Raw genomic sequence first — 24,259 nt, forward strand, 5'->3', positions numbered from 1 at the left:
TTGCATTAGAAAACGGGCACGGGATGCTCCCGTAGCGCCGTCAGCAAAGCCGCGGCACTCGCGCCGCGACAATCCACAACTGTTTGGGCCCCGGCGGCAACTGCCAGCTCGGCGACCCTTGGGCTTGGAACAAACAACGGCAACTGCGCAATCGCAGGCCATGCATCACCGGCCATCCGGCGCAGATGCTCAAAACCCTGTCCACTGCTGACCACCAGCCCATTCAAGCGTTCCGCTTCGATACGCCACGGCAACTCTCGCGGCGCATACGCTGGCAGATCGCGTCGATACAACTCCAAGTACTCGACACTAGCACCAAGCTCGCGCAAGCGCTCGGCGAGCAGCTCGCGGCCGCCCTCCCCACGCAGGATCAAAACCTGCGAACCGGGCCGGGCCACAGCTTCACCCAGACGCGGCAATTGCAGCAAGGCTTCGCTGTCATCGCCTTCTGCCGGGAAGCTCACATCGAGGCCGTGATCCTTGAGAATCTGCGCAGTCGCCGCACCGACGCTAAACCACGGCATCGCCAGAGACTGCATGCCATGGGCCTTGAGCAGATCCACTGCAATTCTTGCCGCCGGTTTGCTCACCACGATCACCGCGCTGCAACCGGGCAGCCTCGTAATCGCCTGACGTATTTTGTCAGAGACCGGCAGTGGTGCAATTTCCAAAAGCGGCAGGCAATTGCTGAAAACCCCCTGCGCGGCCAACGTCTCGGCGAGCGCCGCACAGTCATCGGCAGGGCGCGTCAGCAGCAGGCGCCAACCGGTCACTCGTGACCTGCCTCGCCGTACACCGCTTTGAGAATGTCAGCGGCACCCTGGCTGAGCAGGTCTTCAGCGACCCGCACGCCCAAGGCTTCGGCATCCGCGCGCGGCGCCCGGGCTTGGGCGCTGAGCAGCTTGCCGCCGCTCGGTTCGCCCACCAGACCACGCAACCACAATTGCTCGCCTTCGAGCACGGCGTAGCAGGCGATCGGCACTTGGCAGCCGCCATTCAAATGTTTGTTGAGTGCGCGTTCGGCCGTGACACGCGAAGTGGTATCGGCGTGATGCAGTGGCGCCAGCAAAGCGTGAATTTCGGTATCGGCGCTGCGGCACTCGATGCCGACCGCGCCCTGACCACCGGCCGGCAGGCTGTCGTCGACACTGATGGCCGACGTGATGCGGTCTTCGAAACCGAGGCGAATCAGCCCGGCCGCCGCGAGGATGATCGCGTCATACTCCCCGGCATCGAGCTTGGCCAGGCGAGTGTTGACGTTGCCGCGCAGGAAACGGATTTCCAGATCCGGGCGGCGGGTGAGCAACTGCGCCTGACGACGCAGACTGGAGGTGCCGACGATGCTACCGGCTGGCAAGGCATCAAGACTGGCATAGGTATTGGAAACGAAAGCGTCGCGCGGATCTTCACGCTCGCAGATACAGAACAGTCCCAGACCTTCAGGAAAGTCCATCGGCACGTCTTTCATCGAATGGACGGCGATGTCGGCTTCGTTTTCCAGCAGCGCGGTTTCCAGTTCCTTGACGAACAGGCCCTTGCCGCCGATCTTCGACAGCGGCGAGTCGAGCAGCTTGTCGCCGCGACTGACCATGGGCACCAGCGTCACCAGCAGACCCGGATGGGCCGCTTCCAGACGGGCTTTGACGTATTCGGCCTGCCAAAGGGCCAGTGCACTTTTTCGGGTGGCGATGCGGATTTCGCGAGAAGACATGGATCAATCCGTACTGAATAGATACGGCGGATAATAACAGCTCAGTCAAATCCACTTTGACTTGAATCAGAAACGGCGCGGCCTCCCTGGCCTGCGATGCCCGGTAAAGAGAAATGTGAACCGCCCGGAAAGGCCAGGTTACAGGCCCTGCATCATTTTGCGCACACCCGCCACATGCCGGCGGCTGACAATCAACGCGTCGCCATTGAGCCCTTTCAGAAAGAGCTGGAAATGCCCCAGCGGCGTGCGTTGCAGACGTTCGATCCGGTCGCGGGCGACCAGCGCGTTACGGTGGATGCGCACAAAGCGTTCACCAAATTCGTCTTCAAGGGCCTTGAGCGGTTCGTCCAGCAGCACCTCGCCAGACTCGTGGCGCAAGGTCACGTATTTATGGTCGGCGATGAAGTAGACCACCTGATCCAGCGGGATCAGTTCGATACCTTTGCGGGTGCGAGCGCTGATGTGACTGCGCGGGCCGTTGCCGCTTTCGGCAGCGGGACGGGTCAGGGCCGAGAGTTGCGCCCGGCTGGGACGCTCAGCCCGTTTCAGGGCGTCATGCAAGTGTTCGGTTCGCACAGGTTTCACCACATAGCCCACGGCGCTGGCCTGCAGGGCTTCCACGGCAAATTCATCGGGACTGGTGCAAAACACCACGGCCGGCGGCGTTTCTCGTTCGCACAGACGGGCAGCGACCTGCAGGCCGTCCAGGCCCGGCATGCGGATATCGATCAGCACGATATCCGGTTTGTGGCTGTCGATCAGTGCCAACGCCTCTTCGCCATTCGTAGCGCTGGGCTCCAGGACTGTATAACCCTCAAGCTCGCTCACCATTCGGCTGAGGCGCTCGCGAGCCAGTGGTTCGTCATCAACGATCAGGACATTCATATTGCGCTGGATTCCTGCGTGAGTCTCGCACAAGGATAGCGTAGACAGGTGGAGTGACGTCCGTCACCGCGATCCACGCTAAGACTAGTCCGAGCACCAAAAAGTGCCGTACGTCGGCCAGCAATATTTGCCAGTGTCCGGGTCGTACTGCTCAAAGCCCGCTGTTTCCCGCGTTTTTCACGCCGTTTGTCCAAGGACAATACACCCACCCCCTTATTATCAGTCGGCGGCCAGACCCTTTCGCGATCTGCACTCGCGCCGACCCTTATGTCCAACTGTAGACGCTCGTCGGGCCGATATTGCTCAATCGGAAAATATCCTTGCGCAAATCCCCCGGCGACCGCGACGACTATGGACGAGCAGATGAGAAAAAAACGTATCGACCAGTGTCAGCGACAGCAATGGCAACCCTGTTATTATCCGCGCCAGCGTTTCACGCCTTTTTCTTCAAGCCGATACGAGCGAATTCATGAGCACTGACAAGACCAATCAGTCCTGGGGCGGCCGCTTCAGTGAACCCGTCGACGCCTTCGTCGCCCGCTTCACCGCCTCCGTCACTTTCGACCAGCGCCTGTATCGCCACGACATCATAGGCTCGATCGCCCACGCCACCATGCTGGCCAAGGTCGGTGTGCTGACAGATGCCGAGCGCGAGAGCATCATCGACGGCCTGAAGACCATTCAGGGCGAAATCGAAGCCGGCCAGTTCGAGTGGCGCATCAAACTCGAAGACGTGCACATGAACATCGAAGCGCGCCTGACTGATCGCATCGGTATCACTGGCAAGAAGTTGCATACCGGGCGCAGCCGCAACGACCAGGTCGCCACCGACATCCGCCTGTGGCTGCGTGACGAGATCGACCTGATCCTCGCCGAAATCACCCGCCTGCAAAAAGGCCTGCTGGAGCAAGCCGAGCGCGAAGCCGCGAGCATCATGCCGGGCTTCACCCATTTGCAGACTGCACAGCCAGTGACCTTCGGGCACCACATGCTGGCCTGGTTCGAAATGCTCAGCCGCGACTACGAACGTCTGGTCGACTGCCGCAAGCGCACCAACCGCATGCCCCTGGGCAGCGCAGCACTCGCTGGCACCACCTACCCGATCGACCGCGAATACACCGCGCAACTGCTGGGCTTCGACGCCGTGGGCGGCAACTCGCTGGACAACGTATCCGATCGTGATTTCGCCATCGAATTCTGTTCGGCCGCGAGCATCGCGATGATGCACCTGTCGCGTTTCTCCGAAGAGCTGGTGCTGTGGACCAGCGCGCAATTCCAGTTCATCGATTTGCCGGATCGTTTCTGCACCGGCAGTTCGATCATGCCGCAAAAGAAAAACCCCGACGTGCCAGAACTGGTGCGCGGCAAGACCGGCCGTGTGTTCGGTGCGCTGATGGGCTTGCTGACCTTGATGAAAGGCCAGCCGCTGGCCTACAACAAGGACAATCAGGAAGACAAAGAGCCGCTGTTCGACGCCGCCGACACGCTGCGCGATTCGCTGCGTGCGTTCGCCGACATGATCCCGGCGATCAAGCCGAAACACGCGATCATGCGTGAAGCGGCGCTGCGCGGTTTCTCCACCGCAACCGATCTGGCCGACTACCTCGTACGCCGTGGCCTGCCGTTCCGTGATTGCCACGAAATCGTCGGCCACGCCGTGAAGTACGGCGTCGACACCGGCAAGGATCTGGCCGAGATGAGCCTGGAAGAACTGCGTCAGTTCAGCGATCAGATCGAGCAGGACGTGTTTGCCGTGCTGACCCTGGAAGGCTCGGTGAATGCCCGTGACCACATCGGCGGCACTGCGCCAGCGCAGGTCAAGGCAGCGGTTGCGCGCGGACAGGCACTGATCGCCAGCCGCCAAAAAGCCTAAAGCTTCGCGAGCAAGCCCGCTCCCACAAGGTACTTATGGTGTTCACCAAAGTGCCTGTGCGGGAGCGGAGTTGCTCGCGAAAGTGACCTGAAAACGCTACAAACCCTACTTCTCAGCCGCGATCATCGCCAAAAACGCCGGCATCGCCGCCTCTTTATCCGCCGCAATTTTCTGCACATGCGGATTCTGCTCAAGCCGCTCCAGTAGCGCTTTCGCCTGCGGCATCTCTGCCAGCAAATCAATGCCGAACAACTTCTGCCCTACTGCGCAGGCCAACGGCACGCTGTAGAGGAAGTACAAATCCGCGATGCTCAGGCTGTCGCCGGCCACATACGGGGCGAATTTGCCATGTCGGCCCAGCGCCGCAAAACCCAGCAGCAACTCGGTCCTGGTCTTTTCCTTGATCGCCTCCGGCAGCGTCATGCCGAAGAAGGCTTCGCCATAACAGGCGCGTCCCGGCAGCTCGATATACAACTCGATCTCTTTGGCAATCGCCAGCACCTGCGCGCGCTCGAATGGATCGCTTGGCAGCAGCGGCGTGCCTTTGTGCGTCTGTTCGAGGTATTCGAGAATGATCGCTGTTTCATTGATGAACCCGCCGTCGACGCCCAGCACCGGCACTTTGCCGCGCGGGCTGATCGCCAGCGAATCCGGGGTCTGCGCGGGGTAAAACGTGACCTCTTCGAACGGCAGGCCTTTTTCCATCAACGCCAGCTTGACCATGTTGTAGTAGTTACTGACAGAGAATCCATAAAGCTTGAACATCACATAGCCTCCAGGCCGTGCGGGGGGAGTGGGCAGTGCCTGTTTATAGATCGCATACGCGATTCCCGCCAGCAGCATCACGCCACTGAATGCGGGTAAACTGGCGACTTTCCTTGAGGAGCCTGCCATGAGCGAGCCGACAGACATCAATACTGACGACGACGAAGAGTTCACCGAGTCCACGCTGATCGAAGCCATCGAAAACCAGATCGAAAGCGACAACCCGCCTGCGGCCAAGGCAACCTTCAACAAGTTGACCCTGGTCGGTTACGAGCGTGAGGATATCCTCAACTTGATGGCCCACGTTCTGGCCTACGAAATCGACGCCATGCTCGATGACGACCGCGCCTTCAATACCGAATGGTATGAGACCGCGTTGCGTGCGCTGCCTGAGTTGCCACCCGAAAAGCAATAGTCGCCGCTTGCCCTGTGGGGCCTGCTCGCGAAAAGGCCGAACCATTGGAAATATGCGGTGCCTGACGCGCCGCATTCGCGAGCAGGCTCGCTCACACACAATTTCTCACCCCTCCATCCGGCCTTCTGCCAGCCCCTGACTACACTGGAATTCGCCCCCAGACAAAAACCCTGACGCGCACACTGGACAGTCCGCGCCGGCAGGTTCACCTTAGGGGCGCTGTCGTCCAATTCCTAGAAAGTCTGGAGTCCTTATGTCGCTTACCCCTGAGCTGGTTGCCGAACTGGAAGTCCTCGCACTCTTCAACCTGGACAGTTCCCAGGAAGGTTTGAAAATTCATCAGACCGCTGCCCCGAAACACATCGCCGCTGCCAAACGCCTCTTCGAAAAAGAACTGACCGACCAGCCTGATGGCGGGTATCTGACCAGCCTGGGTCGCGATGCTGCGCAAAACGTGCAAACCGTGCTGACGATTCTGAGAGAGCAAGAAACCGCCTGACCCTTCCCGACTTTGCCCACGGGAACTCCTGCCACGGGATTTCCGCGGGCCCATCCGTTCGCCAGCCGTCACCTCGCGATATAAATCTGACGTCAAAAAACAAATTCAGCTTAAAAGTCCCTCTGCGCAAAGGCTAAACTGCCCCAAATTCCGAGTCCCTTAACGTCCGAGCCCGCGAGCCGGTTTGAGCTGACATGACGCGCACCCACGAAATCCGCCCCGACCTGGACGAGGGAATTGACCGCAAGGTCCTCAGCCAACTGCGTGCGCGTTTTCTCAAACTCAATGAAGGTCGTCTGGGCCGCGCACTGGAAGGTCTGTCGACGCGCCAGCAAAGCGTGCTGACGCTGTTGCCGCTGTTCTTTCATGTCAATCATCCGCTGCTGCCGGGCTACGTTTCAGGCAGCACGCCGGCGGGCCTGTCCAATTACGAGCCAGACGCCAACGCCCTCGCCGAAGCCCAACGCCTGACCCGATCGTTCTCCTACAAGCCGCGCCACGGCAGTAATCCACCGCGCCCGATTCACGGCCTGTTCCTGATGGGCAGCCTCGGCACGCTGGCCCAGGCCGATCAGAGCGACATGGACGTGTGGGTCTGCCACGCGCCGGACCTGAACGAAAGCGAACTCGCCGAGTTGCGCAAAAAATGTCAGCTGCTGGAAACCTGGGCGGCTACCCAGGGCGCCGAGGCGCATTTTTTCCTGATCGATCCGGTCCGCTTCGTCAAAGGTGAGCGCGACACCCAGCTCAGTTCCGAAGACTGCGGCACCACTCAGCACTATCTGCTGCTGGACGAGTTCTACCGCACCGCAATCTGGCTGGCCGGGCGCACGCCAATCTGGTGGCTGGTGCCGGTTTACCAAGAAACGGCCTACGATACTTACACTCACACGCTGATTTCCAAGCGCTTCATCCGCGCCGACGAGACCCTCGACCTCGGACATCTGGCGACGATTCCGCCGGGGGAGTTCATCGGCGCCGGGTTGTGGCAGCTGTTCAAGGGCATCGAGTCACCCTACAAGTCGGTGCTCAAACTGCTGCTGACCGAGGTCTACGCCAGCGAACACCCCAAGGTGCATTGCCTGAGCCTGCGCTTCAAGCAAGCGGTGTTCGCCAACCGGCTGGATCTGGATGAACTGGACCCGTACATGGTCGTGTACCGGCGCATCGAGGAATACCTTACCGCCCGCAACGAGCCAGAGCGCCTGGAACTGGTGCGCCGAGCGCTGTACCTGAAGGTCAACCGCAAACTCACTGGCAATAGCCGCACTCAGAGTTGGCAGCGCGCCTTGCTCGAACGTCTGGCCAGCGAGTGGCATTGGGATCAACGGCAACTGGCGCTGCTCGATAGCCGTAGCCAGTGGAAAGTCCGTCAGGTCAGCGCCGAACGCCGGGCGCTGGTCAACGAGTTGAATTACAGCTATCGCTTCCTGACCCAGTTCGCCCGTACCGAACAGACCGTCAGCCTGATCAACAAACGCGACCTCAACGTTCTCGGTCGTCGTCTATATGCAGCCTTCGAGCGCAAGGCTGACAAGGTCGAGTTCATCAACCCCGGCATCGCCCCCGATCTGGCCGAAGACACCCTGACGCTGGTGCAGTCGCCGAACAAAAAAGAGCCGGGGCAAACCCAGTGGGGGTTGTACAACGGCAGCCTCACGGCACTTGAGTGGGAACACTTCGCGCCGATCAAGCGCAGTCGCCAGCTACTCGAACTGCTGACCTGGTGCCACCGCAACGGCGTGATTGACAGCAGTACCCGACTGGCCCTGCACCCGGGCACGAGTGACCTGAGCGAGTTCGAGCTGTTCAACCTGCTCGGCAGCCTGCAACAGAGCATCGCCCTGCCCTTGCCCACGGTGGCGGAAGAGCCCTTGCTGCGCGCCGCCGTGCCCGGCGAAGTGCTGATTCTGGTCAATGTCGGCGTCGACCCGCTCAAGCATCACCGTGACCTGAATATCGTGATGACCACCGAACGCACCGACTCGCTGAGCTACGCCGGGGTACGCGAAAACCTCGTGCTGACCCTCGATCAGGTCACGCTCAATAGCTGGAACGAAGTGCTGGTCAACCGCTTCGACGGCCCTAATGCTTTGCTTGATTGCCTGCGCGACTATCTCAACAACCTGCCTCGCGGGCCGATGCAACCGTCGCTGAAGGTGCGTTGTTTCTGCCACAACCGCGCGCAGTTCATCGCCCGCCGTGTTGAAGAAATCGTCGACACGGCACAGCATCTGTTGCTCAGCGAGTTGAATCACCGCTACCTGATTCAGGTGCAGCAGCACTATCACGTTCTGGAGTTGGTGCCCGGCCAGGTCAACCATGTCGCCCTTGCCACCCTGCCCGCCTTGCTCGACTACCTCGGCGAAGAACAGCCGAGCTACAGTCCGTTGCATCTGGACCCGATGGCGCTCGATGAACATGACCTGGCGCTGATCCTGCCGATGGGTCAGCCCGAGTCCATTCAGGTGTTCTACCGGATCACCGAGCAACAGGCCGAGTTGTACGTGCTGGATGAGTTCAACGCATTGTGGCAACAACATTTGCCGTATCACGACGAACAGAGTCTGCTGGTGCCGCTGCAACGATTCCTGCAGTCGATCCAGTTCCGGCGTGAAGCGGTGCTGCCGATGGATGCCGGCTCCGCTGCCAGCTTCGAGACGTTGTATTACCAGTTATTGCCGTCTGGCCCGGGACGGGCGCGGCGGGTCGAAGCGCGGCCAGCACCGCAGACACCGATCAACAAACCGTTCTACGACGTGCAGGCAATTGTCGGCAAAGCCGCACCGGGGCAAGTGCAGGTCACGCTGTATTGCAATCAACGGGAATTCAGCGAGCTGGAACATGGCGACCAACTGTTCAGCGTGGTCGCCCGGGAAATCGTCGAACAGCGCCGCGAGACCGAGCGCTATCGCTGCTACATCACCGACCTGGACCTGTCGGGCCTGCTCGGTGATGGGCAAAGTTCAAGCAATCTGTATCTACGCTACAAGGCGGATCTGGAGCGCGCCCTGAACGAGGCGCTCGAACAGGTCTGAGGCAGGCTTATTCGCGGAAATCGCCGCCGTTGGCCGGCTGCGATTCGACTTCCAGCAAGGTCAGTTTCAGGGTCTTGCCACCGGGTGCCGGCCAGTCGATGTGCTGACCGACCTTCAGGCCCAGCAGCGCACTGCCAACCGGCGCCAGAATCGAGATCTTGCCTTCATCGGCGTTGGCATCCTTGGGATAGACCAACGTCAGGTGATAATCCTTGCCGCTGCTTTCTTCGCGGCAATGCACGCGGGAGTTCATCGTGACGACATCGGCAGGCACTTCTTCGTGGCTGACCAGGGTATCGGCGCGATCCAGTTCGGTTTGCAGCGCGATAACGCCCGGCAGCGTGTCGTCCAGGCTGTCGATCAGGCGCTCCAGACGCTGCACGTCCAGACGAGTAAGGGTGATGGAAGGTGCGGTCATGATCCGAGCAGACTCCTTTCTTCTGCACACAAAAAAAGCAAAACCCCGCCAAAAAAAGACGGGGTTTTCATCAGGCCTCGATGGGTTGAGGCGTGTTCGGACACTATCACAGCTCAAAAAATATACAAGTCACGCCCTTGTGGCGCGACGTTGCTGTGCCTGCGCGCAAATCACCCGCCGCCGCTCATCGTCTGCCGAACGCCACTCGCGAATATCTTCGACATGCCGGAAACAGCCGAGGCAGACCTTTTGTTCGTCCAGCCGGCACACCCCGCTACACGGCGAAGGCACCGCCGGACTGATGTTGCTGTAGAGCGGCTTGGGCGGACGAACGGGAGCGGTGTCAGTCACGGAATCACAGACCTTCGAAGTCGAATTCGGCACCGGCCTGCTGCTTGACGATGCGCTCGAGCATTTCGCCCAACTGCTCTTCGCTCTTGTCGCACATCCAGCGCTCGCTCTCTTCGTCGTAGTCGAAGTGGAAACCACCGGACACGGCCGCCAGCCATAGCTGACGCAATGGCTCCTGACGACTGAAGATCAGCTGCGAGCCGTTTTCGAACTTGACGCTCAGCACGCCGGCCGAACTTTCCAGATCGATATCCAGGTCACTTTCATCAAAGATGTCTTCCAGTTTTTCCTGGGTTTCATCGACCAGATCGTGGAAACGGGCTTCGGACAAACTCATTGCGGCAACCTCAAAAAATGTCTGATCAGGCTCAAGCGCCGAAAGATACGGACGCCGCCGGCCGATTGCAAAGGATAACGACCAAGGACCAAACGCACTACCGGCGGGAGCGGGCTTGCTCGCGAAGAGGCCGGCAAGTTCAACCTGTTCTCGGCCTGACACACCGCTTTTGCGAGCGAGCCCACTCCCACAGGGCATGATGCGTATCCGTGCCCCCGCCGGACGGGAACCCCGTCGCATAGGCAAGCTGCCGGGTGGCCGGTATACTCCGGCGCAATTAACGCATTTTCAAGGATTTCGCCATGAAGCGCCTGATCTCTTCCCTTGCTGCGCTCGTCGCGGTTGCCTGCCTCGTTTCGGCCTGTGGTCAAAAAGGCCCGCTGTACCTGCCGGATGACGATCAGGACCCGGCCGAGCAAGCCCAGTCTTCGCAAAAGCAGCCGTCCAAAGCACACAAGCACGACGTTTACCAATAAGGGATCGCCATGGACGCTTTTAACTACCGTGGCGGGGAGCTGTTCGCGGAAGGTGTGGCGCTGTCCGCCATCGCCGACCGTTTCGGTACGCCCACCTACGTTTATTCGCGCGCACACATCGAAGCCCAGTATCTGGCCTTCGCCGATGCGCTGGCCGGCATGCCGCACCTGGTTTGCTTTGCCGTCAAAGCCAACTCCAACCTCGGCGTTCTGAATGTCCTGGCCCGCCTCGGCGCCGGTTTCGACATCGTTTCGCGTGGGGAACTGGAGCGCGTACTCGCCGCTGGCGGCAGCCCCGACAAGATCGTGTTCTCCGGCGTTGGCAAAACCCGTGACGACATGCGTCGTGCCCTGGAAGTCGGCGTGCACTGCTTCAACGTCGAATCCACTGACGAACTCGAACGCCTGCAAGTCGTCGCCGCCGAGCTGGGCGTTCGCGCCCCGGTTTCATTGCGTGTGAACCCGGACGTCGACGCCGGCACCCACCCGTACATTTCCACCGGTCTCAAAGAGAACAAGTTCGGCATCGCCATTGCCGACGCCGAAGACGTGTACGTGCGCGCCGCGCATCTGCCGAACCTGGAAGTGATCGGTGTCGATTGCCACATCGGCTCGCAACTGACGACGCTGCCGCCCTTCATCGACGCGCTCGATCGCTTGCTGGCTCTGGTCGACCGTCTCGGCGATTGCGGCATTCACCTGCGCCACATCGATCTCGGTGGTGGTTTGGGTGTGCGTTATCGCGATGAAGAGCCGCCATTGGCCGCTGACTACATCAAAGCCGTGCGCGAGCGCCTGGACGGTCGCGATCTGGCGCTGGTGTTCGAGCCGGGCCGTTTCATCGTCGCCAACGCTGGCGTGCTGCTGACGCAGGTCGAATACCTCAAGCATACCGAACACAAAGACTTCGCCATCGTCGACGCGGCCATGAACGACCTGATCCGCCCGGCGCTGTATCAGGCCTGGATGGACGTCACCGCCGTCAAACCACGCGACACGGCCGCGCGCAAGTACGACATCGTCGGCCCGATTTGCGAAACCGGCGACTTCCTCGCCAAGGACCGTGAGCTCGCGCTGGAAGAAGGCGACTTGCTGACCGTGCATTCGGCCGGTGCCTACGGCTTCGTGATGAGCTCCAACTACAACACCCGTGGCCGTGCCGCCGAAGTGTTGGTAGACGGTGACAAGGTATTTGAAGTGCGCCGCCGCGAAACCGTGGCCGAGCTGTTTGCCGGCGAAAGCCTGCTGCCGGAGTAACCCATGCTGCTGCGTTTTACCAAAATGCACGGCCTGGGCAATGACTTCATGGTTCTCGACCTGGTCAGCCAGCACGCGCACATTCAGCCCAAACACGCCAAGCAGTGGGGCGACAGGCACACCGGCATCGGTTTCGACCAGTTGCTGATCGTCGAAGCACCGAGCAATCCGGACGTGGATTTCCGCTACCGGATCTTCAATTCCGATGGCTCCGAAGTTGAGCAGTGCGGCAACGGTGCGCGCTGCTTCGCCCGCTTCGTGCTCGACAAGCGCCTGACCGCCAAACGCCAGATCCGCGTCGAGACCAAGGGCGGCATCATCGAACTGGACGTGCGTAACGACGGCCAGATCGGTGTGAACATGGGCGCTCCACGCCTGGTGCCGGCGGACATTCCGTTCGAAGCACCGGCGCAGGCTATCAGCTATCAGCTCGAAGTCGACGGCACCACGGTCGAACTGGCCGCCGTGTCGATGGGTAACCCACACGCCGTGCTGCGTGTGCAGGACATCAACAATGCACCGGTGCATGAACTGGGGCCGAAAATCGAACACCACCCGCGCTTCCCGGCGCGGGTCAATGTCGGTTTCCTCCAGGTCATCGACCGCCACCGCGCGCAGTTGCGCGTCTGGGAACGTGGCGCCGGGGAAACCCAGGCCTGCGGCACCGGCGCTTGTGCCGCGGCGGTTGCTGCAATCAGTCAGGGGTGGATGGATTCGCCGCTGTTGATCGACTTGCCCGGCGGGCGTCTGTCCATTGAATGGGCAGGCCCTGGCCAACCGGTGCTGATGACCGGTCCGGCAGTACGTGTATACGAAGGACAAGTGCGTCTTTGAGTGAGCAGAAGCCATGACCGATAAGCCTCAGGTACCCGCCCGACAGTCCGACGAATCAGCGTCCGAGAGCCTGGAGGCGGCAGCGGTTGCCGCATACCTTGAGGCTCATCCGGACTTCTTCGTCGAACACCAGGAACTGCTGCCGGCGATGCGCATTCCCCACCAACGCGGTGACACCGTGTCGCTGGTCGAACGCCAGATGACCATTCTGCGCGACCGCAACATCGAGATGCGTCATCGCCTTTCGCAGTTGATGGACGTCGCCCGCGACAACGACCGGCTGTTTGACAAGACCCGCCGCCTGATCCTCGCCCTGATGGACGCCAGCAGCCTCGAAGACGTGGTCATCTGCGTCGAAGATAGCCTGCGCCAGGACTTTCAGGTGCCTTTTGTCAGCCTCATCCTGCTTGGCGACAACCCGGCCCCGGTCGGCCGCTGGGTCAGCCACGCCGACGCGCAAACCGCCATCGGCGGCTTGCTCACCGAAGGCAAAAGTGTCAGCGGCACCCTGCGTGAACATGAGCTGGACTTCCTGTTTGGCGAAGAACAGCGCAAGCAGATCGGCTCCACCGCCGTGGTCGCCGTCAGCCATCAAGGTATCCACGGGATTCTGGCCATCGCCAGCCGCGACCCGCAGCATTACAAGAGTTCGGTCGGCACGCTGTTCTTAAGCTACATCGCCGAAGTCATGGGCCGCGTGCTGCCACGGGTCAACAGCTCCCTGCGCTCGGTACGCTGAGCATGGAACGGCAACTGGACGCTTACTGCGAACACCTGCGCAGTGAGCGACAGGTGTCGCCGCACACGCTGTCGGCCTACCGCCGCGACCTCGATAAAGTGCTCGGCTGGTGCATCAAGCAGAACATCGCCAGTTGGAGCGCACTGGACATCCAGCGCCTGCGCAGCCTGGTCGCTCGCCTGCATTCACAGGGCCAGTCTTCGCGCAGTCTCGCCCGCTTGTTGTCGGCAGTGCGCGGGCTCTATCACTATCTCAATCGCGAAGGCCTTTGCGACCACGACCCGGCCACCGGTCTGGCGCCCCCGAAAGGCGAACGCCGCCTGCCGAAAACCCTCGACACCGACCGCGCACTGCAACTGCTTGAAGGCGCCGTTGAGGATGATTTTCTGGCACGGCGTGATCAGGCGATTCTGGAGTTGTTCTATTCCTCCGGCCTGCGCCTTTCCGAGCTGACCGGGCTCAATCTCGATCAGCTCGACCTCGCCGACGGCATGGTCCAAGTGCGCGGCAAGGGCAGCAAAACCCGTTTGCTGCCGGTGGGTAAAAAGGCCCGCGAAGCACTGGAGCACTGGCTGCCGTTGCGGGCGATGACCAACCCCGCTGACGACGCCGTGTTCGTCAGCCAGCAAGGCCGGCGCCTTGGCCCGCGAGCGATTCAGGTGCGGGTCAAACTCGCCGGCGAACGCGAACTGGGGCAGAACCTGCATCCGCACATGCTGCGGCACTCCTTCGCCAGCCACTTGCTGGAATCCTCGCAGGATCTGCGCGCGGTGCAGGAACTGCTCGGCCACTCGGACATCAAGACCACGCAGATCTACACCCATCTGGACTTCCAGCACCTGGCGGCGGTCTACGACAGCGCCCATCCACGGGCCAAACGCATGAAAGGCGATGATTCATGAGCATTCAGTTGATCACCTTCGACCTCGACGACACCCTGTGGGATACCGCTCCGGTGATCGCCAGCGCCGAAGCGGTTTTACGCGAATGGTTGAGCGAACACGCACCGAATCTGGGCGCGCTGCCGGTGGAACACTTGTGGTCGATCCGCGAGCGGGTGCTGGCCAATGAACCGGGCCTCAAACACCGCATCAGCGCGCTGCGTCGGCGAGTGCTGTTCCATGCCCTGGAAGAAGCGGGATACACCCACGGCGAAGCCTCGGTTCTGGCGGACAAGAGTTTTGAAGTGTTTCTGCATGCACGGCATCAGATCGAAGTGTTTCCCGAGGTCGAGCCGGTGCTGGAGATTCTCGCCAACCATTACGCCCTCGGCGTGGTCACCAACGGCAATGCCGATGTGCGTCGTTTAGGGCTGGCGGATTACTTCAAGTTCGCGCTGTGCGCCGAGGACATCGGCATTGCCAAACCAGATGCGCGGCTGTTTCACGAAGCCTTGCAGCGTGGTGGCGTGAGCGCTGAGGTGGCCGTACACATTGGCGATCATCCAGGCGACGACATCGCCGGGGCGCAGCAAGCGGGATTACGCGCGGTATGGTTCAACCCGGCGGGCAAAGTCTGGGAAGCGGAGCATTTGCCGGATGCCGAAATTCGCAGCCTGACTGATTTGCCGGCGGTGCTCGCACGCTGGAATGCTTCCTCAAATTGACACACCGCATTCGCGAGCAAGCCCGCTCCCGCGAGGGATAGCGGCGCACCCAAAAAACTTTATTTCAGACATGAAAAAGCCCGCAGCGACGGCGGGCTTTTTCAGCAAGCAAGCGGCACGCCTCAGATAGGGCGGCTGCCGTACTTGTTGTCCGGCTTCTTGGGCGGATCGGCGACCACATTGGCCTCCACTTCCTGCACTTTTCCGCCTCGCGACAGGAACTCTTCCATGGCCTTGGCCAGGGCGTCGCGCTCCTTGTTCTTGGCTTCAATGCTCGGCAACTCGTCAACCGACACCGCAGCCTTGGCTTTGCCTTTGGCAGCCGGGGCCGGCGTATCGTCACCGCCATCGTCGTCAGCAACGTCTTCCGCTGCTGCTTCCAGGCCTTCCTCGGCCTCGTCTTCGTCGCCTACTTCGAGGTCGTCGTTTTCCAGATCATCGTCGCTCATGTTCTACCTCATGACTTGCGAAAAGCAGATTAGTTATAGACCAGCTTTGGCAACTGTCGAAAGTCGCCGTTAAAAAATCATTCGCCGCTGCTGATCAGCGGCTATGCCCCTTCACCGTGCAAGGTGGCAAGGACTTTACGGGCACCGCCATGATCACGGTGCTCGCCCAGATAAACGCCTTGCCAGGTGCCCAGTGCCAGTCGACCTGCCGAAACCGGCAGACTGATCTGGCAACCCAGCACGCTGGCCTTGAAGTGCGCCGGGAGGTCGTCCAGGCCTTCGTCGTTATGCTCATAGCCGTCTGTTCCTTGTGGGATCAGACGATTGAAAAATCGTTCGAAGTCGCGACGGACCGCCGGATCGGCGTTCTCGTTGATGGTCAACGACGCCGAGGTATGTTGCAGCCACAGATGCAAAAGACCGACCCGGCACGCCTTGAGTTCAGGCAGGCCATTGATCAACTCGTCCGTTACCAGATGAAAGCCCCGGGGTCGCGCCCGCAGGGTTATCAGAGTCTGCTGCCACATACAGTTCTCCGCACGTTCGGGGCGCATTCTAGCGCGCTCTGGGAAAAAACAAAGGCCCTAATATTCCTGCAATGGTGTAAGCCATTGCCCGCAGAAAAACACCCTTCATAAACACGACAAAAGCCGTACGAAAAATCCTTTCAGCTTGTCCTTCAATGACAAATCCCAGACAAAAAAATGCCCGGCGAACCGGGCAAATTCTTGAGTGCGCGTACTTACAGGTTGTAGCCGCGTTCGTTGTGTTGTGCCAGATCCAGGCCCACCGACTCTTCTTCGTCAGTCACACGCAGCCCCATCACGGCGTCCAGTACCTTGAGGATGATGTAAGTGACGATCGCGGTGTAGATCACCGTGAAGCCGACGCCTTTGCACTGAATCCATACTTGAGCGGCGATGTCGGTGACAGTGCCGAAGCCACCCAGCGACGGTGCAGCGAACACACCGGTGAGGATCGCGCCGAGAATACCGCCGATACCGTGTACGCCGAACGCATCCAGGGAGTCGTCATAACCGAGTTTGCGTTTCAGGGTGGTGGCGCAGAAGAAGCACACCACACCCGCCGCCAGACCAATGACCAGTGCGCCCATCGGGCCCACGGTGCCGGCAGCCGGAGTGATCGCAACCAGACCGGCCACCACACCCGAGGCAATGCCCAATGCGCTAGGTTTGCCGTGGGTGATCCACTCGGCGAACATCCAGCCCAGCGCCGCCGCAGCGGTAGCGATCTGAGTGACCAGCATCGCCATACCGGCGGTGCCGTTGGCCGCCGCAGCGGAACCGGCGTTGAAGCCGAACCAGCCGAACCACAGCATCGCCGCGCCCATCAGGGTGTAACCGAGGTTGTGCGGAGCCATTGGAGTGGTCGGGAAGCCTTTGCGCTTGCCCAGCACCAGGCACGCCACGAGACCTGCGATACCGGCGTTGATATGCACAACGGTGCCGCCAGCGAAGTCGAGTACGCCCCAGTCCCACAGCAGGCCGCCGTTACCGGACCAGACCATATGTGCGATCGGCGCATAAACGAGGGTGAACCACACGCCCATGAAGATCAGCATCGCGGAGAACTTCATCCGCTCGGCGAACGCACCGACGATCAGCGCCGGGGTGATGATTGCGAAGGTCATCTGGAAGGTGATGAACACCGCCTCAGGGAACAGCGCGGCCGGGCCGGTCAGGCTGTCAGGTGTAACGCCAGCGAGGAACGCTTTGCCCATGCCGCCGAAGAACGAGTTGAAGTTGACGACGCCCTGCTCCATGCCGGTGGTGTCGAACGCAATGCTGTAGCCATAAATGACCCACAGGATGCTGATCAGACCGGTAATGGCGAAGCACTGCATCATCACGGAAAGAATGTTTTTGGAGCGAACCATGCCGCCGTAGAACAGCGCCAGGCCCGGGATGGTCATGAACAGCACGAGGGCTGTCGAGGTGAGCATCCAGGCCGTGTCGCCGGAATTGAGGACTGGGGCCGCCACTTCGTCTGCCGCCATTGCAAGGCTTGGCATTACGATGGACAACAGGGCTCCTAGCCCTGCGAATTTACGCAGAGTCATATTGTTTTCTCCTGGGGCGTTGGGGTTTGTGGCGGCTTAAATCGCGTCGGTATCGGTTTCGCCGGTACGGATACGAATCGCCTGTTCCAGATTGACCACGAAGATCTTGCCGTCACCGATCTTGCCGGTGTTGGCCGCCTTGGTTATCGCCTCGATAACGCGATCCAGATCCTTGTCGTCGATGGCCACGTCGATTTTCACCTTGGGCAGAAAATCGACCACATATTCCGCGCCGCGATACAGCTCGGTGTGACCCTTCTGCCGGCCGAAGCCTTTGACTTCAGTAACGGTAATGCCCTGCACGCCGATTTCGGACAGCGACTCGCGCACGTCGTCCAACTTGAACGGCTTGATGATGGCAGTGACTAGCTTCATGAAACTTTCTCCCGAATTGGTGGACTTGCCCCAGGAAAACAAACCCGACTCAAGTCTAAGCGCAGTGCCTGGCTTTGTAACGCATCGTCGGCCTTGACTGCCCGACTGACGCCAGCTAACCGCATCAGACGAAACTCCCCGTTCCGCCTGCCGCACTGCATTCGTCACAGCGACTGCATCAGTGCATGGGTCACAGGTCACTAAGCAGAAACCTTGCCATCTCGCCAAAACCCACTGATTTCAATCGCTTGGCCGCTGTCGCAAGCACCTTCGTGCAAAAGGCCATCCGGTTACGCACAACAACGGTGCGCTGCCGCCCATGCTCTTGCGCGAAAAGCGTGCATCCCGGCCTGCGAGATTGACTATAGACACTGCGTGATACACTGCCGGCCATTGTTTCCAGGACACTTCCCATGCTCGCGCCCAAAGACTTCCTCGACGCCCTGAGCGGCACCGCTTCTCGCCTGTTCAGCGGCGACACCCCGCTGCCGAAAGCCGAAATCGAAAGCCAGTTCAAGATGCTGTTGCAAAGTGCCTTCAGCAAACTCGATCTGGTCAGCCGTGAAGAGTTCGATAGCCAGATGGTTGTGCTGGCGCGCACTCGCGCTCGCCTTGAGAGCCTCGAAGCGAAGGTGGCCGAGATGGAAGCGAAGCTGAATCCGCCAGCCGAGTAACCCTGCTCCCCCTGTAGGAGCTGCCGAAGGCTGCGATCTTTTGATCTTCAGCCCTTCAATGATCTCGGCAACGTCCTACAACCTGAGTGACCGCCGTCCGATTGCGCCGAAAAGCCCCGGTTCCTAAGCTCACCCTATGCTGAATATTCAGCACTGAGTTTGGCGACCTGGAAAGCTTAAGGCGCACGACCACCATCTGATGGCGGCTAGATGTAACGCCTCATCGAGTTATGGCGGTTGTGCGTGGGAGATCTTCGGGTCTGCCGGGTTCCTTTTGCTCCGGCTCGCCAACCCGCGTACAACTGCCACCCGATCGTTTGGCGACGATCGAGGGCAGCCCTAAAGCAAGAGGAGCTGTTCGATGAATCAAGATGACACTTACCTAACGCCTTACAGCTTCACCCGCCCTGATGGTTGAGGCCTGCAAACAATTGTCAGTAGTCGATAACCTTCAGGTTTGGCCATACACCCAGCCAATCCTTGGTACGTAAACGATCCAGGTAAACTGCATGCTTCTCGGTTTGGAATCTCGCAGTAGGCCGAACAACGAGATCGAAGAGGTCATCCAGACCAAGCGGTGCTGCGACCTCCAGAACGCCCTGCGTACCGAGCCTTATGGCAATTGCCGTCGCTGTTTCCGGCCAGAACCTGATGGCATCAATTGCGCTCGCATAAGGCGCATCAGCATTTCGCAGATGCATACGCGCCTGGTTCTTCACTGACCAGTTGTATGAGGCGTCAATATTCCGTAAGCAAGCCTCCAGTTCAGTGTCTGATTCAGCAGTGGCCCGCTCTTGATCGAACCAGATGACATCAATGTCCGATGGCAATGGCGAATAAACGCGCTGGTGTAATCGATCCCATACGGCGCTACGCAGAAATCCCGCCCCTATCCAGCAATCAGGTAATCCAAGGCTCTGCACCAGACGCAATATCCGCATACGCACTGGATCCGCCTCGATTAGCACTTGGATTTGCTCTATCTGTTTCACGGCCGTTGTCACGTTTCAACTCTTCACGATTTCGACACAGGCCAGTGTAACCACCGCAGGTTCAAGGCTGGCGGCCACAAGACGACATCCAATAGTCATTTCCCGGTTGCGACCAGAGCCATACGTTCGCAACATCCCGTGAAAGTTTACCCACGCCCCCCCCCCTCCAACTCTCCCGCCCCCTACTACCCTTAAAAAAGCCCGCAGGAAGCGGCTCCCGATTCAGCTCAAGGAACGACCATGTCCCTCTCCATCGTCCACAGTCGCGCCCAAATTGGCGTGGATGCTCCCGCCGTTACCGTCGAAGTCCATCTGGCCAACGGTCTGCCGTCGCTGACCATGGTCGGCCTGCCCGAGGCGGCGGTGAAGGAGAGCAAGGATCGCGTGCGCAGCGCGATCATCAATTCCGGACTGCAGTTTCCGGCGCGGCGGATCACTTTGAATCTGGCGCCGGCGGATCTGCCCAAGGATGGCGGGCGGTTTGATCTGGCGATTGCCTTGGGGATTCTGTCAGCGAGTGTGCAGGTGCCGTGTCTCACGCTGGACGATGTGGAGTGTCTCGGTGAGCTGGCATTGTCCGGCGCCGTGCGGCCAGTGCGAGGAGTGTTGCCGGCAGCGCTGGCGGCGCGCAAGGCCGGGCGGGCGCTGGTGGTGCCACGGGCAAATGCCGAGGAGGCGTGTCTCGCTTCAGGGTTGAAGGTGTTTGCGGTGGATCATTTGCTGGAGGCAGTCGCCCATTTCAATGGGCATACGCCGGTCGAGCCTTACGTTTCTGACGGTTTGATCCATGCCGCCAAACCCTACCCCGACCTCAATGAAGTGCAGGGACAATTGTCGGCCAAACGCGCCCTGCTGATTGCAGCGGCGGGCGCGCACAACCTGTTGTTCAGCGGGCCACCGGGGACGGGCAAGACCTTGCTGGCGAGTCGCTTGCCGGGGCTGCTGCCGCCGCTGTCTGAATGCGAAGCGCTGGAAGTGGCAGCGATTCAGTCGGTGGCCAGCGGCATCCCGTTGACCCATTGGCCACAGCGACCGTTTCGCCAACCCCATCACTCAGCGTCCGGCCCGGCACTGGTCGGTGGCAGCTGTCGGTTTTCGAAATAAATGAGATTTTTTCGAAATTAATGCGATTACTGACGGCAGCCCCCATTCACGATGAATCCGGCAGAAGAACGCCTTGATTGAGGCAAGGCTCGAAGACGACAAAGCTCTGTGCGGTGCATGCACAAACCCAACTACAAGCCGGTTCTGAGGTAGAACGCTACGTGGTTGATCGCCTGGATTGTAAGTCTCGGGATGAGGCTGGCTGTGTGGTCCTTCAAATTAGATGCGACTGAGACTCATCGCCTACGAAGCGACATCACACGCCCTGTGTAAGGAGAAGCGTTGGCACCCAATAATGGACGGCCAACAAATCCAATGCTCCGCTTGCCAACCAATTACTCCGCCAGAAATCGGCTGAAATCGGTAGCAGAAGTTATCCGTTGGAATGACCTTGCCCCATCCTGCTCCAATACCCAGCGCTTGCTTGACAGACTTATTTTTCATCAGGGATCAAGCAGGGGCAACGTTTGTAGATCCGGAATGTTGGACAATGTTTCCAGGCTCAAGGAAGCGCGGATAATCGGATTGAAGATGGAACCGGAAACTTTAAGCTCTTGGGTGAGACGACCCGCAACTCCGACGATCACATCTTCGAACTGCTCCACAAGGTTAGTGGTTCGAGCCCAAAGGCGGTTGCCAATCGCTGAAATCTGTCGATCAACCTCATCGAGAGAGCACGGCGCTTGGTTCAGTACGCTGCGCAACATGATCAAGGCCTCGCTAGTTCTAACGCTGTCTTGAAAAGCGCCCATAATTGGAGAATGAAATATTTCGCAAGCCTTTTCGTTATTCACGCCTCGATTTTGCATCTCGTGGCACGGAGGTAGAGTCTCCGCCAACGCTCCAGCAAACAAGACAACGACCCGCCTCTCCAAATAGCTGACTACTGCACCAATGTCAGTGATGGGAAGGTCTAGGAAAACTTCAGCTCCGGCTTTATGGCCTCCGGACTCTGTAAGTTCCACTGTGACTTCGCCGGTCCCAAAGCCCATCACTTTTGCGACAACGTAATGCCCTATCTCGTGCTGTGCCAGCGTCCTCGCTCGCTCCCTGTGATGCGGTTCAATATCCATTTTTCACTCTTCATCCAAGTCTTTGTCCAGAGACTTCCAACGACTCAAGGTATCCAGCAAATTGGGGTTAAACTTTAAGTCCACCAGAGTCTGTATCTGATCTCGTCTCCCGGCTGCGAAATCCACGACAAACGAGCTCACTATAACCTTGTTGGGTATATCTACGCCCTTTACGTCGATCCAACTCCCTCGCCCCAACACAATAACCGGCTCGCCATTAGCATTGGTCACTACGTACAGTCCACGATCAGATTCTGGACTCATCTCGGGAGGAATAACTCCTCGACACTTAGCCATAAAGAGTTCGTAAGATGAGTGGGGAACACGGCGAGCTCCACTTTCCCAATGCTCCCAAGCTCGCTTGGTAACTCCCACGAGTCGCCCGGCTTGGGTGGTGGTCAACCTGTGGCTCAACCGAACAGATCGTAAAACTTCAGCATCAGATGGTGTCATCTCAGACTCCTCAAGGTGGGTTTAGCAGAGAACCCATTCGCGAACAAATTTCGCACAGTGCGCACACTGTACACAATTTAAAGCCATCCGCAACTGAAATGGGCACACGCAACTTTTCCTTTCACAGAGCATCTTCATAGCGTAGCCCCCCCCCCACTGACGAGGCTGATGGCTAGGTTTTTACTTGTTCATTTTCAGTTTCGAGGCGGGCTTGCGCTTCTAATGCCGCTTTGGCTTTAGGTCTGGGCGGTCGGTCTATCCGAATGCGCTAAGCCGATATCCGTGCCAGCGCGCATACCCATCGGATCGACTAAGAATCGCTGCATTGGAGACGCGACGCCTCACTTCACGCCTTACCTGGACTCGATTGGTGTGATCACGCCTATAGAGATCAGAGGGCTACCTGCCTCAACCTCTCTGGTTATGCGAAATAGCACCGCAGCCCCAGTCAGCATCGACCAACGCAAGGGCCCTCGAATCGGCGCCAACTCTGAGCTAAAAATGAGTAAGGGCAAGAAAAAAGCGTAAAAAACACAAGAAATGCATATTAAATTAATATTTATGCATTTATATGGACAAATTCGCATCGAAAAATCCGAAAACCATATATAATAACCATTAAACAGCATACCCATCAGAGATTCCATAATGGAGAACTTCCCTATCGTCCTGGCTCTCTTGAGAGCATCCATCCGGGACAAATCCAGCGCTGTCATTCAGCACGCAGAACGCTTGCTTGAGGCACTTCAGAAAGCTGGCGCTTCAGACCAAGCTCAAGCACTGAGCGAAGTCCTGAGCAGTACACGCAAGACAAGCGAAGGCAAACTCGTTCCATCGCGCGTCATTAAGTCCCGAGTCGTGTCCGCTGGCGAGATGATCACACCGAACACGGCCCTCCCGGTGGACAAGGAAACCAGCACGCCTCTTGCTGAGATTTTTTTCCCTGAGCAGCTCGCGGAACTCACAGCTCCAATCCTGAACGAGCGACTTGTTCGCGCCACTGAGCATCTACAGGAGCAATGGATTGGTGCCGCCGAGCTCCAAGCGGCTGGCATCAAGATTCCGCGTACAGCGCTGTTCTTCGGACCTCCCGGCACTGGCAAAACTCGGCTTGCCTTATGGGCCGCCTCAAAGCTGGATTTACCGGTAGTCCTTGCGCGCCTAGATGGCTTGATGAGCTCGTATTTAGGCACCACCGCTAGGAACATTCGAGCGCTCTTTGACTTTGCGAATCGCTACCAGTGCCTGCTGCTGCTGGACGAATTCGATGGCATTGCAAAGCTGCGTGATGACCCTCAAGAGCTGGGAGAGGTGAAGCGAGTAGTCAATGCTGTGCTGCAGGCTATCGATGCGCGCTCTCCACTCGGACTAACTATTGCCATCACCAACCATGAAACGCTGCTAGATCCAGCGGTATGGCGGCGTTTCGATGCGCGGATTGAGATTGGCATGCCCGATGCGGAGAGTCGTGTGGCAATCATTGAACGCTACACAGAAGGTTTTGGCATCAAGCCTGGGGCAGTGAAAGTTCTGGCTTGGCTAACTGATGGTTACAGTGGTTCGGATATCGAAACCATGTGCGACTTTTTAAAAAGACACATGACTCTACGTGCAAGCAATAAGCCATCAGTGATAGATTCGGTACAACTTTTTCTGGATCTTTCTGCAACCAGCGACCCATCCCCAGCCAGAGATGCCATTTCTCGAGGTGAAAACACGTGGATGAGCCAGGTCCTGACTTACAAGGATATAAAAATCGTTCAAGCGGATATCGCTGACGCGATCCAGTCAACCCAATCGAAGGTAAGCCGGCTGCTAAAGTCTGCTGAGCGAGCCTAGCTAAAAGGAATTTAGT

The 24,259-nt window shown here is 59.1% G+C and carries 25 protein-coding genes and 2 pseudogenes; 13 read left to right on the plus strand and 14 right to left on the minus strand.

The window, feature by feature from the left end; translation table 11 throughout:
* Window positions 1–5: 5 nt before the first annotated feature.
* The 4 genes and pseudogenes from AACY02_RS01635 to AACY02_RS25920 form a co-directional block, all read right to left on the minus strand.
* Window positions 6–773 (minus strand): uroporphyrinogen-III synthase, encoded by a 768-nt coding sequence (locus tag AACY02_RS01635; protein WP_339430470.1) that lies wholly within the window; start codon window positions 771–773, stop codon window positions 6–8.
* Entirely contained in the window at window positions 770–1,711 is a 942-nt protein-coding gene (hemC, locus tag AACY02_RS01640; protein ID WP_339430471.1) for a hydroxymethylbilane synthase, read from the minus strand. The genes AACY02_RS01635 and hemC overlap by 4 nt, the downstream gene beginning before the upstream one ends.
* Before the next feature lie 138 nt (window positions 1,712–1,849).
* On the minus strand, window positions 1,850–2,596 hold the full coding sequence (locus AACY02_RS01645) for a LytR/AlgR family response regulator transcription factor (RefSeq protein ID WP_339430472.1): 747 nt from the start codon (window positions 2,594–2,596) through the stop codon (window positions 1,850–1,852).
* Window positions 2,593–2,733: pseudogene (locus tag AACY02_RS25920) on the minus strand (sensor histidine kinase); the annotation flags it as partial. The gene AACY02_RS01645 and the pseudogene AACY02_RS25920, both read right to left, overlap by 4 nt.
* 332 nt (window positions 2,734–3,065) lie before the next feature.
* On the opposite strand from AACY02_RS25920, the gene argH reads away from it, so the two are divergent.
* Window positions 3,066–4,469 (plus strand): argininosuccinate lyase, encoded by a 1,404-nt coding sequence (argH, locus tag AACY02_RS01650; RefSeq protein ID WP_339430473.1) that lies wholly within the window; start codon window positions 3,066–3,068, stop codon window positions 4,467–4,469.
* Window positions 4,470–4,574: 105 nt separating this feature from the next.
* Here the strand turns inward: argH and AACY02_RS01655 are convergent, their stop codons facing one another.
* Complete coding sequence (locus AACY02_RS01655) at window positions 4,575–5,234, minus strand: glutathione S-transferase family protein (RefSeq protein ID WP_339430474.1); 660 nt, start codon at window positions 5,232–5,234, stop codon at window positions 4,575–4,577.
* A 127-nt stretch (window positions 5,235–5,361) separates the two neighbouring features.
* Here AACY02_RS01655 and AACY02_RS01660 point away from each other — a divergent pair, with 127 nt between their 5' ends.
* The 3 genes from AACY02_RS01660 (at window position 5,362) to AACY02_RS01670 (ending at window position 9,186) form a co-directional block, all read left to right on the plus strand.
* A complete protein-coding gene (locus tag AACY02_RS01660) occupies window positions 5,362–5,649 on the plus strand; it encodes a hypothetical protein (protein WP_339430475.1) in 288 nt (95 codons plus the stop codon).
* Window positions 5,650–5,902: 253 nt separating this feature from the next.
* Complete coding sequence (locus tag AACY02_RS01665) at window positions 5,903–6,148, plus strand: TIGR02647 family protein (protein ID WP_003229392.1); 246 nt, start codon at window positions 5,903–5,905, stop codon at window positions 6,146–6,148.
* A gap of 194 nt (window positions 6,149–6,342) precedes the next feature.
* Entirely contained in the window at window positions 6,343–9,186 is a 2,844-nt protein-coding gene (locus AACY02_RS01670) for a class I adenylate cyclase (RefSeq protein ID WP_339430476.1), read from the plus strand.
* Between the two features lie 7 nt (window positions 9,187–9,193).
* On the opposite strand, the gene rnk is transcribed toward AACY02_RS01670, so the two are convergent.
* The 3 genes from rnk to cyaY all read right to left on the minus strand — a co-directional run bounded on the left by rnk (window position 9,194) and on the right by cyaY (window position 10,292).
* Window positions 9,194–9,604: a nucleoside diphosphate kinase regulator gene (rnk, locus tag AACY02_RS01675; protein ID WP_221730835.1), complete on the minus strand. Its 411-nt coding sequence runs from the start codon at window positions 9,602–9,604 to the stop codon at window positions 9,194–9,196.
* A gap of 129 nt (window positions 9,605–9,733) precedes the next feature.
* Window positions 9,734–9,955, minus strand: a complete 222-nt coding sequence (locus AACY02_RS01680) for a DUF1289 domain-containing protein (protein WP_339430477.1) — start codon at window positions 9,953–9,955, stop codon at window positions 9,734–9,736.
* A gap of 4 nt (window positions 9,956–9,959) precedes the next feature.
* Window positions 9,960–10,292, minus strand: a complete 333-nt coding sequence (gene cyaY / locus AACY02_RS01685) for an iron donor protein CyaY (protein ID WP_339430478.1) — start codon at window positions 10,290–10,292, stop codon at window positions 9,960–9,962.
* Window positions 10,293–10,594: 302 nt separating this feature from the next.
* On the opposite strand from cyaY, the gene lptM reads away from it, so the two are divergent.
* Genes lptM through AACY02_RS01715 form a run of 6 tightly spaced genes read left to right on the plus strand, consistent with a single transcriptional unit; the run spans window position 10,595 to window position 15,204 of the window.
* Complete coding sequence (gene lptM, locus AACY02_RS01690) at window positions 10,595–10,768, plus strand: LPS translocon maturation chaperone LptM (protein WP_007911098.1); 174 nt, start codon at window positions 10,595–10,597, stop codon at window positions 10,766–10,768.
* Between the two features lie 9 nt (window positions 10,769–10,777).
* A complete protein-coding gene (gene lysA / locus AACY02_RS01695) occupies window positions 10,778–12,025 on the plus strand; it encodes a diaminopimelate decarboxylase (protein WP_339430479.1) in 1,248 nt (415 codons plus the stop codon).
* Between the two features lie 3 nt (window positions 12,026–12,028).
* Entirely contained in the window at window positions 12,029–12,859 is an 831-nt protein-coding gene (gene dapF / locus AACY02_RS01700) for a diaminopimelate epimerase (RefSeq protein ID WP_339430480.1), read from the plus strand.
* A gap of 13 nt (window positions 12,860–12,872) precedes the next feature.
* Window positions 12,873–13,598 (plus strand): DUF484 family protein, encoded by a 726-nt coding sequence (locus tag AACY02_RS01705; RefSeq protein ID WP_221730839.1) that lies wholly within the window; start codon window positions 12,873–12,875, stop codon window positions 13,596–13,598.
* A 2-nt stretch (window positions 13,599–13,600) separates the two neighbouring features.
* Entirely contained in the window at window positions 13,601–14,500 is a 900-nt protein-coding gene (xerC, locus tag AACY02_RS01710; protein ID WP_339430481.1) for a tyrosine recombinase XerC, read from the plus strand.
* Window positions 14,497–15,204 carry an HAD family hydrolase gene (locus AACY02_RS01715; RefSeq protein ID WP_339430482.1) on the plus strand — a complete coding sequence of 236 codons (708 nt, stop codon included), beginning with the start codon at window positions 14,497–14,499 and terminating at the stop codon, window positions 15,202–15,204. The genes xerC and AACY02_RS01715 overlap by 4 nt, the downstream gene beginning before the upstream one ends.
* Before the next feature lie 122 nt (window positions 15,205–15,326).
* Here AACY02_RS01715 and sutA read toward each other — a convergent pair whose 3' ends face one another.
* The 4 genes from sutA to glnK form a co-directional block, all read right to left on the minus strand.
* Window positions 15,327–15,653 (minus strand): transcriptional regulator SutA, encoded by a 327-nt coding sequence (gene sutA, locus AACY02_RS01720; RefSeq protein WP_007920420.1) that lies wholly within the window; start codon window positions 15,651–15,653, stop codon window positions 15,327–15,329.
* Window positions 15,654–15,754: 101 nt separating this feature from the next.
* Entirely contained in the window at window positions 15,755–16,180 is a 426-nt protein-coding gene (locus AACY02_RS01725; RefSeq protein WP_221730842.1) for a secondary thiamine-phosphate synthase enzyme YjbQ, read from the minus strand.
* Window positions 16,181–16,395: 215 nt separating this feature from the next.
* The gene (locus tag AACY02_RS01730; RefSeq protein ID WP_221730843.1) at window positions 16,396–17,733 is read right to left on the minus strand and encodes an ammonium transporter; all 1,338 of its coding nucleotides are present in this window, start codon (window positions 17,731–17,733) and stop codon (window positions 16,396–16,398) included.
* A 36-nt stretch (window positions 17,734–17,769) separates the two neighbouring features.
* The gene (gene glnK / locus AACY02_RS01735; RefSeq protein WP_002555808.1) at window positions 17,770–18,108 is read right to left on the minus strand and encodes a P-II family nitrogen regulator; all 339 of its coding nucleotides are present in this window, start codon (window positions 18,106–18,108) and stop codon (window positions 17,770–17,772) included.
* Window positions 18,109–18,521: 413 nt separating this feature from the next.
* Here glnK and AACY02_RS01740 point away from each other — a divergent pair, with 413 nt between their 5' ends.
* Window positions 18,522–18,782 carry an accessory factor UbiK family protein gene (locus tag AACY02_RS01740; RefSeq protein WP_016772581.1) on the plus strand — a complete coding sequence of 87 codons (261 nt, stop codon included), beginning with the start codon at window positions 18,522–18,524 and terminating at the stop codon, window positions 18,780–18,782.
* A gap of 434 nt (window positions 18,783–19,216) precedes the next feature.
* On the opposite strand, the gene AACY02_RS01745 is transcribed toward AACY02_RS01740, so the two are convergent.
* On the minus strand, window positions 19,217–19,723 hold the full coding sequence (locus AACY02_RS01745) for a nucleotidyltransferase family protein (protein ID WP_221730928.1): 507 nt from the start codon (window positions 19,721–19,723) through the stop codon (window positions 19,217–19,219).
* Window positions 19,724–20,014: 291 nt separating this feature from the next.
* On the opposite strand from AACY02_RS01745, the pseudogene AACY02_RS01750 reads away from it, so the two are divergent.
* A pseudogene (locus tag AACY02_RS01750) lies at window positions 20,015–20,866 on the plus strand (YifB family Mg chelatase-like AAA ATPase); the annotation flags it as partial.
* A gap of 455 nt (window positions 20,867–21,321) precedes the next feature.
* Here AACY02_RS01750 and AACY02_RS01755 read toward each other — a convergent pair.
* Window positions 21,322–21,951, minus strand: coding sequence for a hypothetical protein (locus AACY02_RS01755; protein ID WP_339430483.1), 630 nt, complete (start codon window positions 21,949–21,951; stop codon window positions 21,322–21,324).
* A gap of 1,101 nt (window positions 21,952–23,052) precedes the next feature.
* Here AACY02_RS01755 and AACY02_RS01760 point away from each other — a divergent pair.
* Window positions 23,053–24,243 carry an AAA family ATPase gene (locus AACY02_RS01760; RefSeq protein WP_339430484.1) on the plus strand — a complete coding sequence of 397 codons (1,191 nt, stop codon included), beginning with the start codon at window positions 23,053–23,055 and terminating at the stop codon, window positions 24,241–24,243.
* The last annotated feature ends 16 nt before the right edge of the window (window positions 24,244–24,259 follow it).

Source organism: Pseudomonas sp. EA_65y_Pfl2_P78, from assembly GCF_963970495.1.
In the GTDB taxonomy this organism is placed as follows: Bacteria; Pseudomonadota; Gammaproteobacteria; order Pseudomonadales; family Pseudomonadaceae; genus Aquipseudomonas; species Aquipseudomonas baetica_A.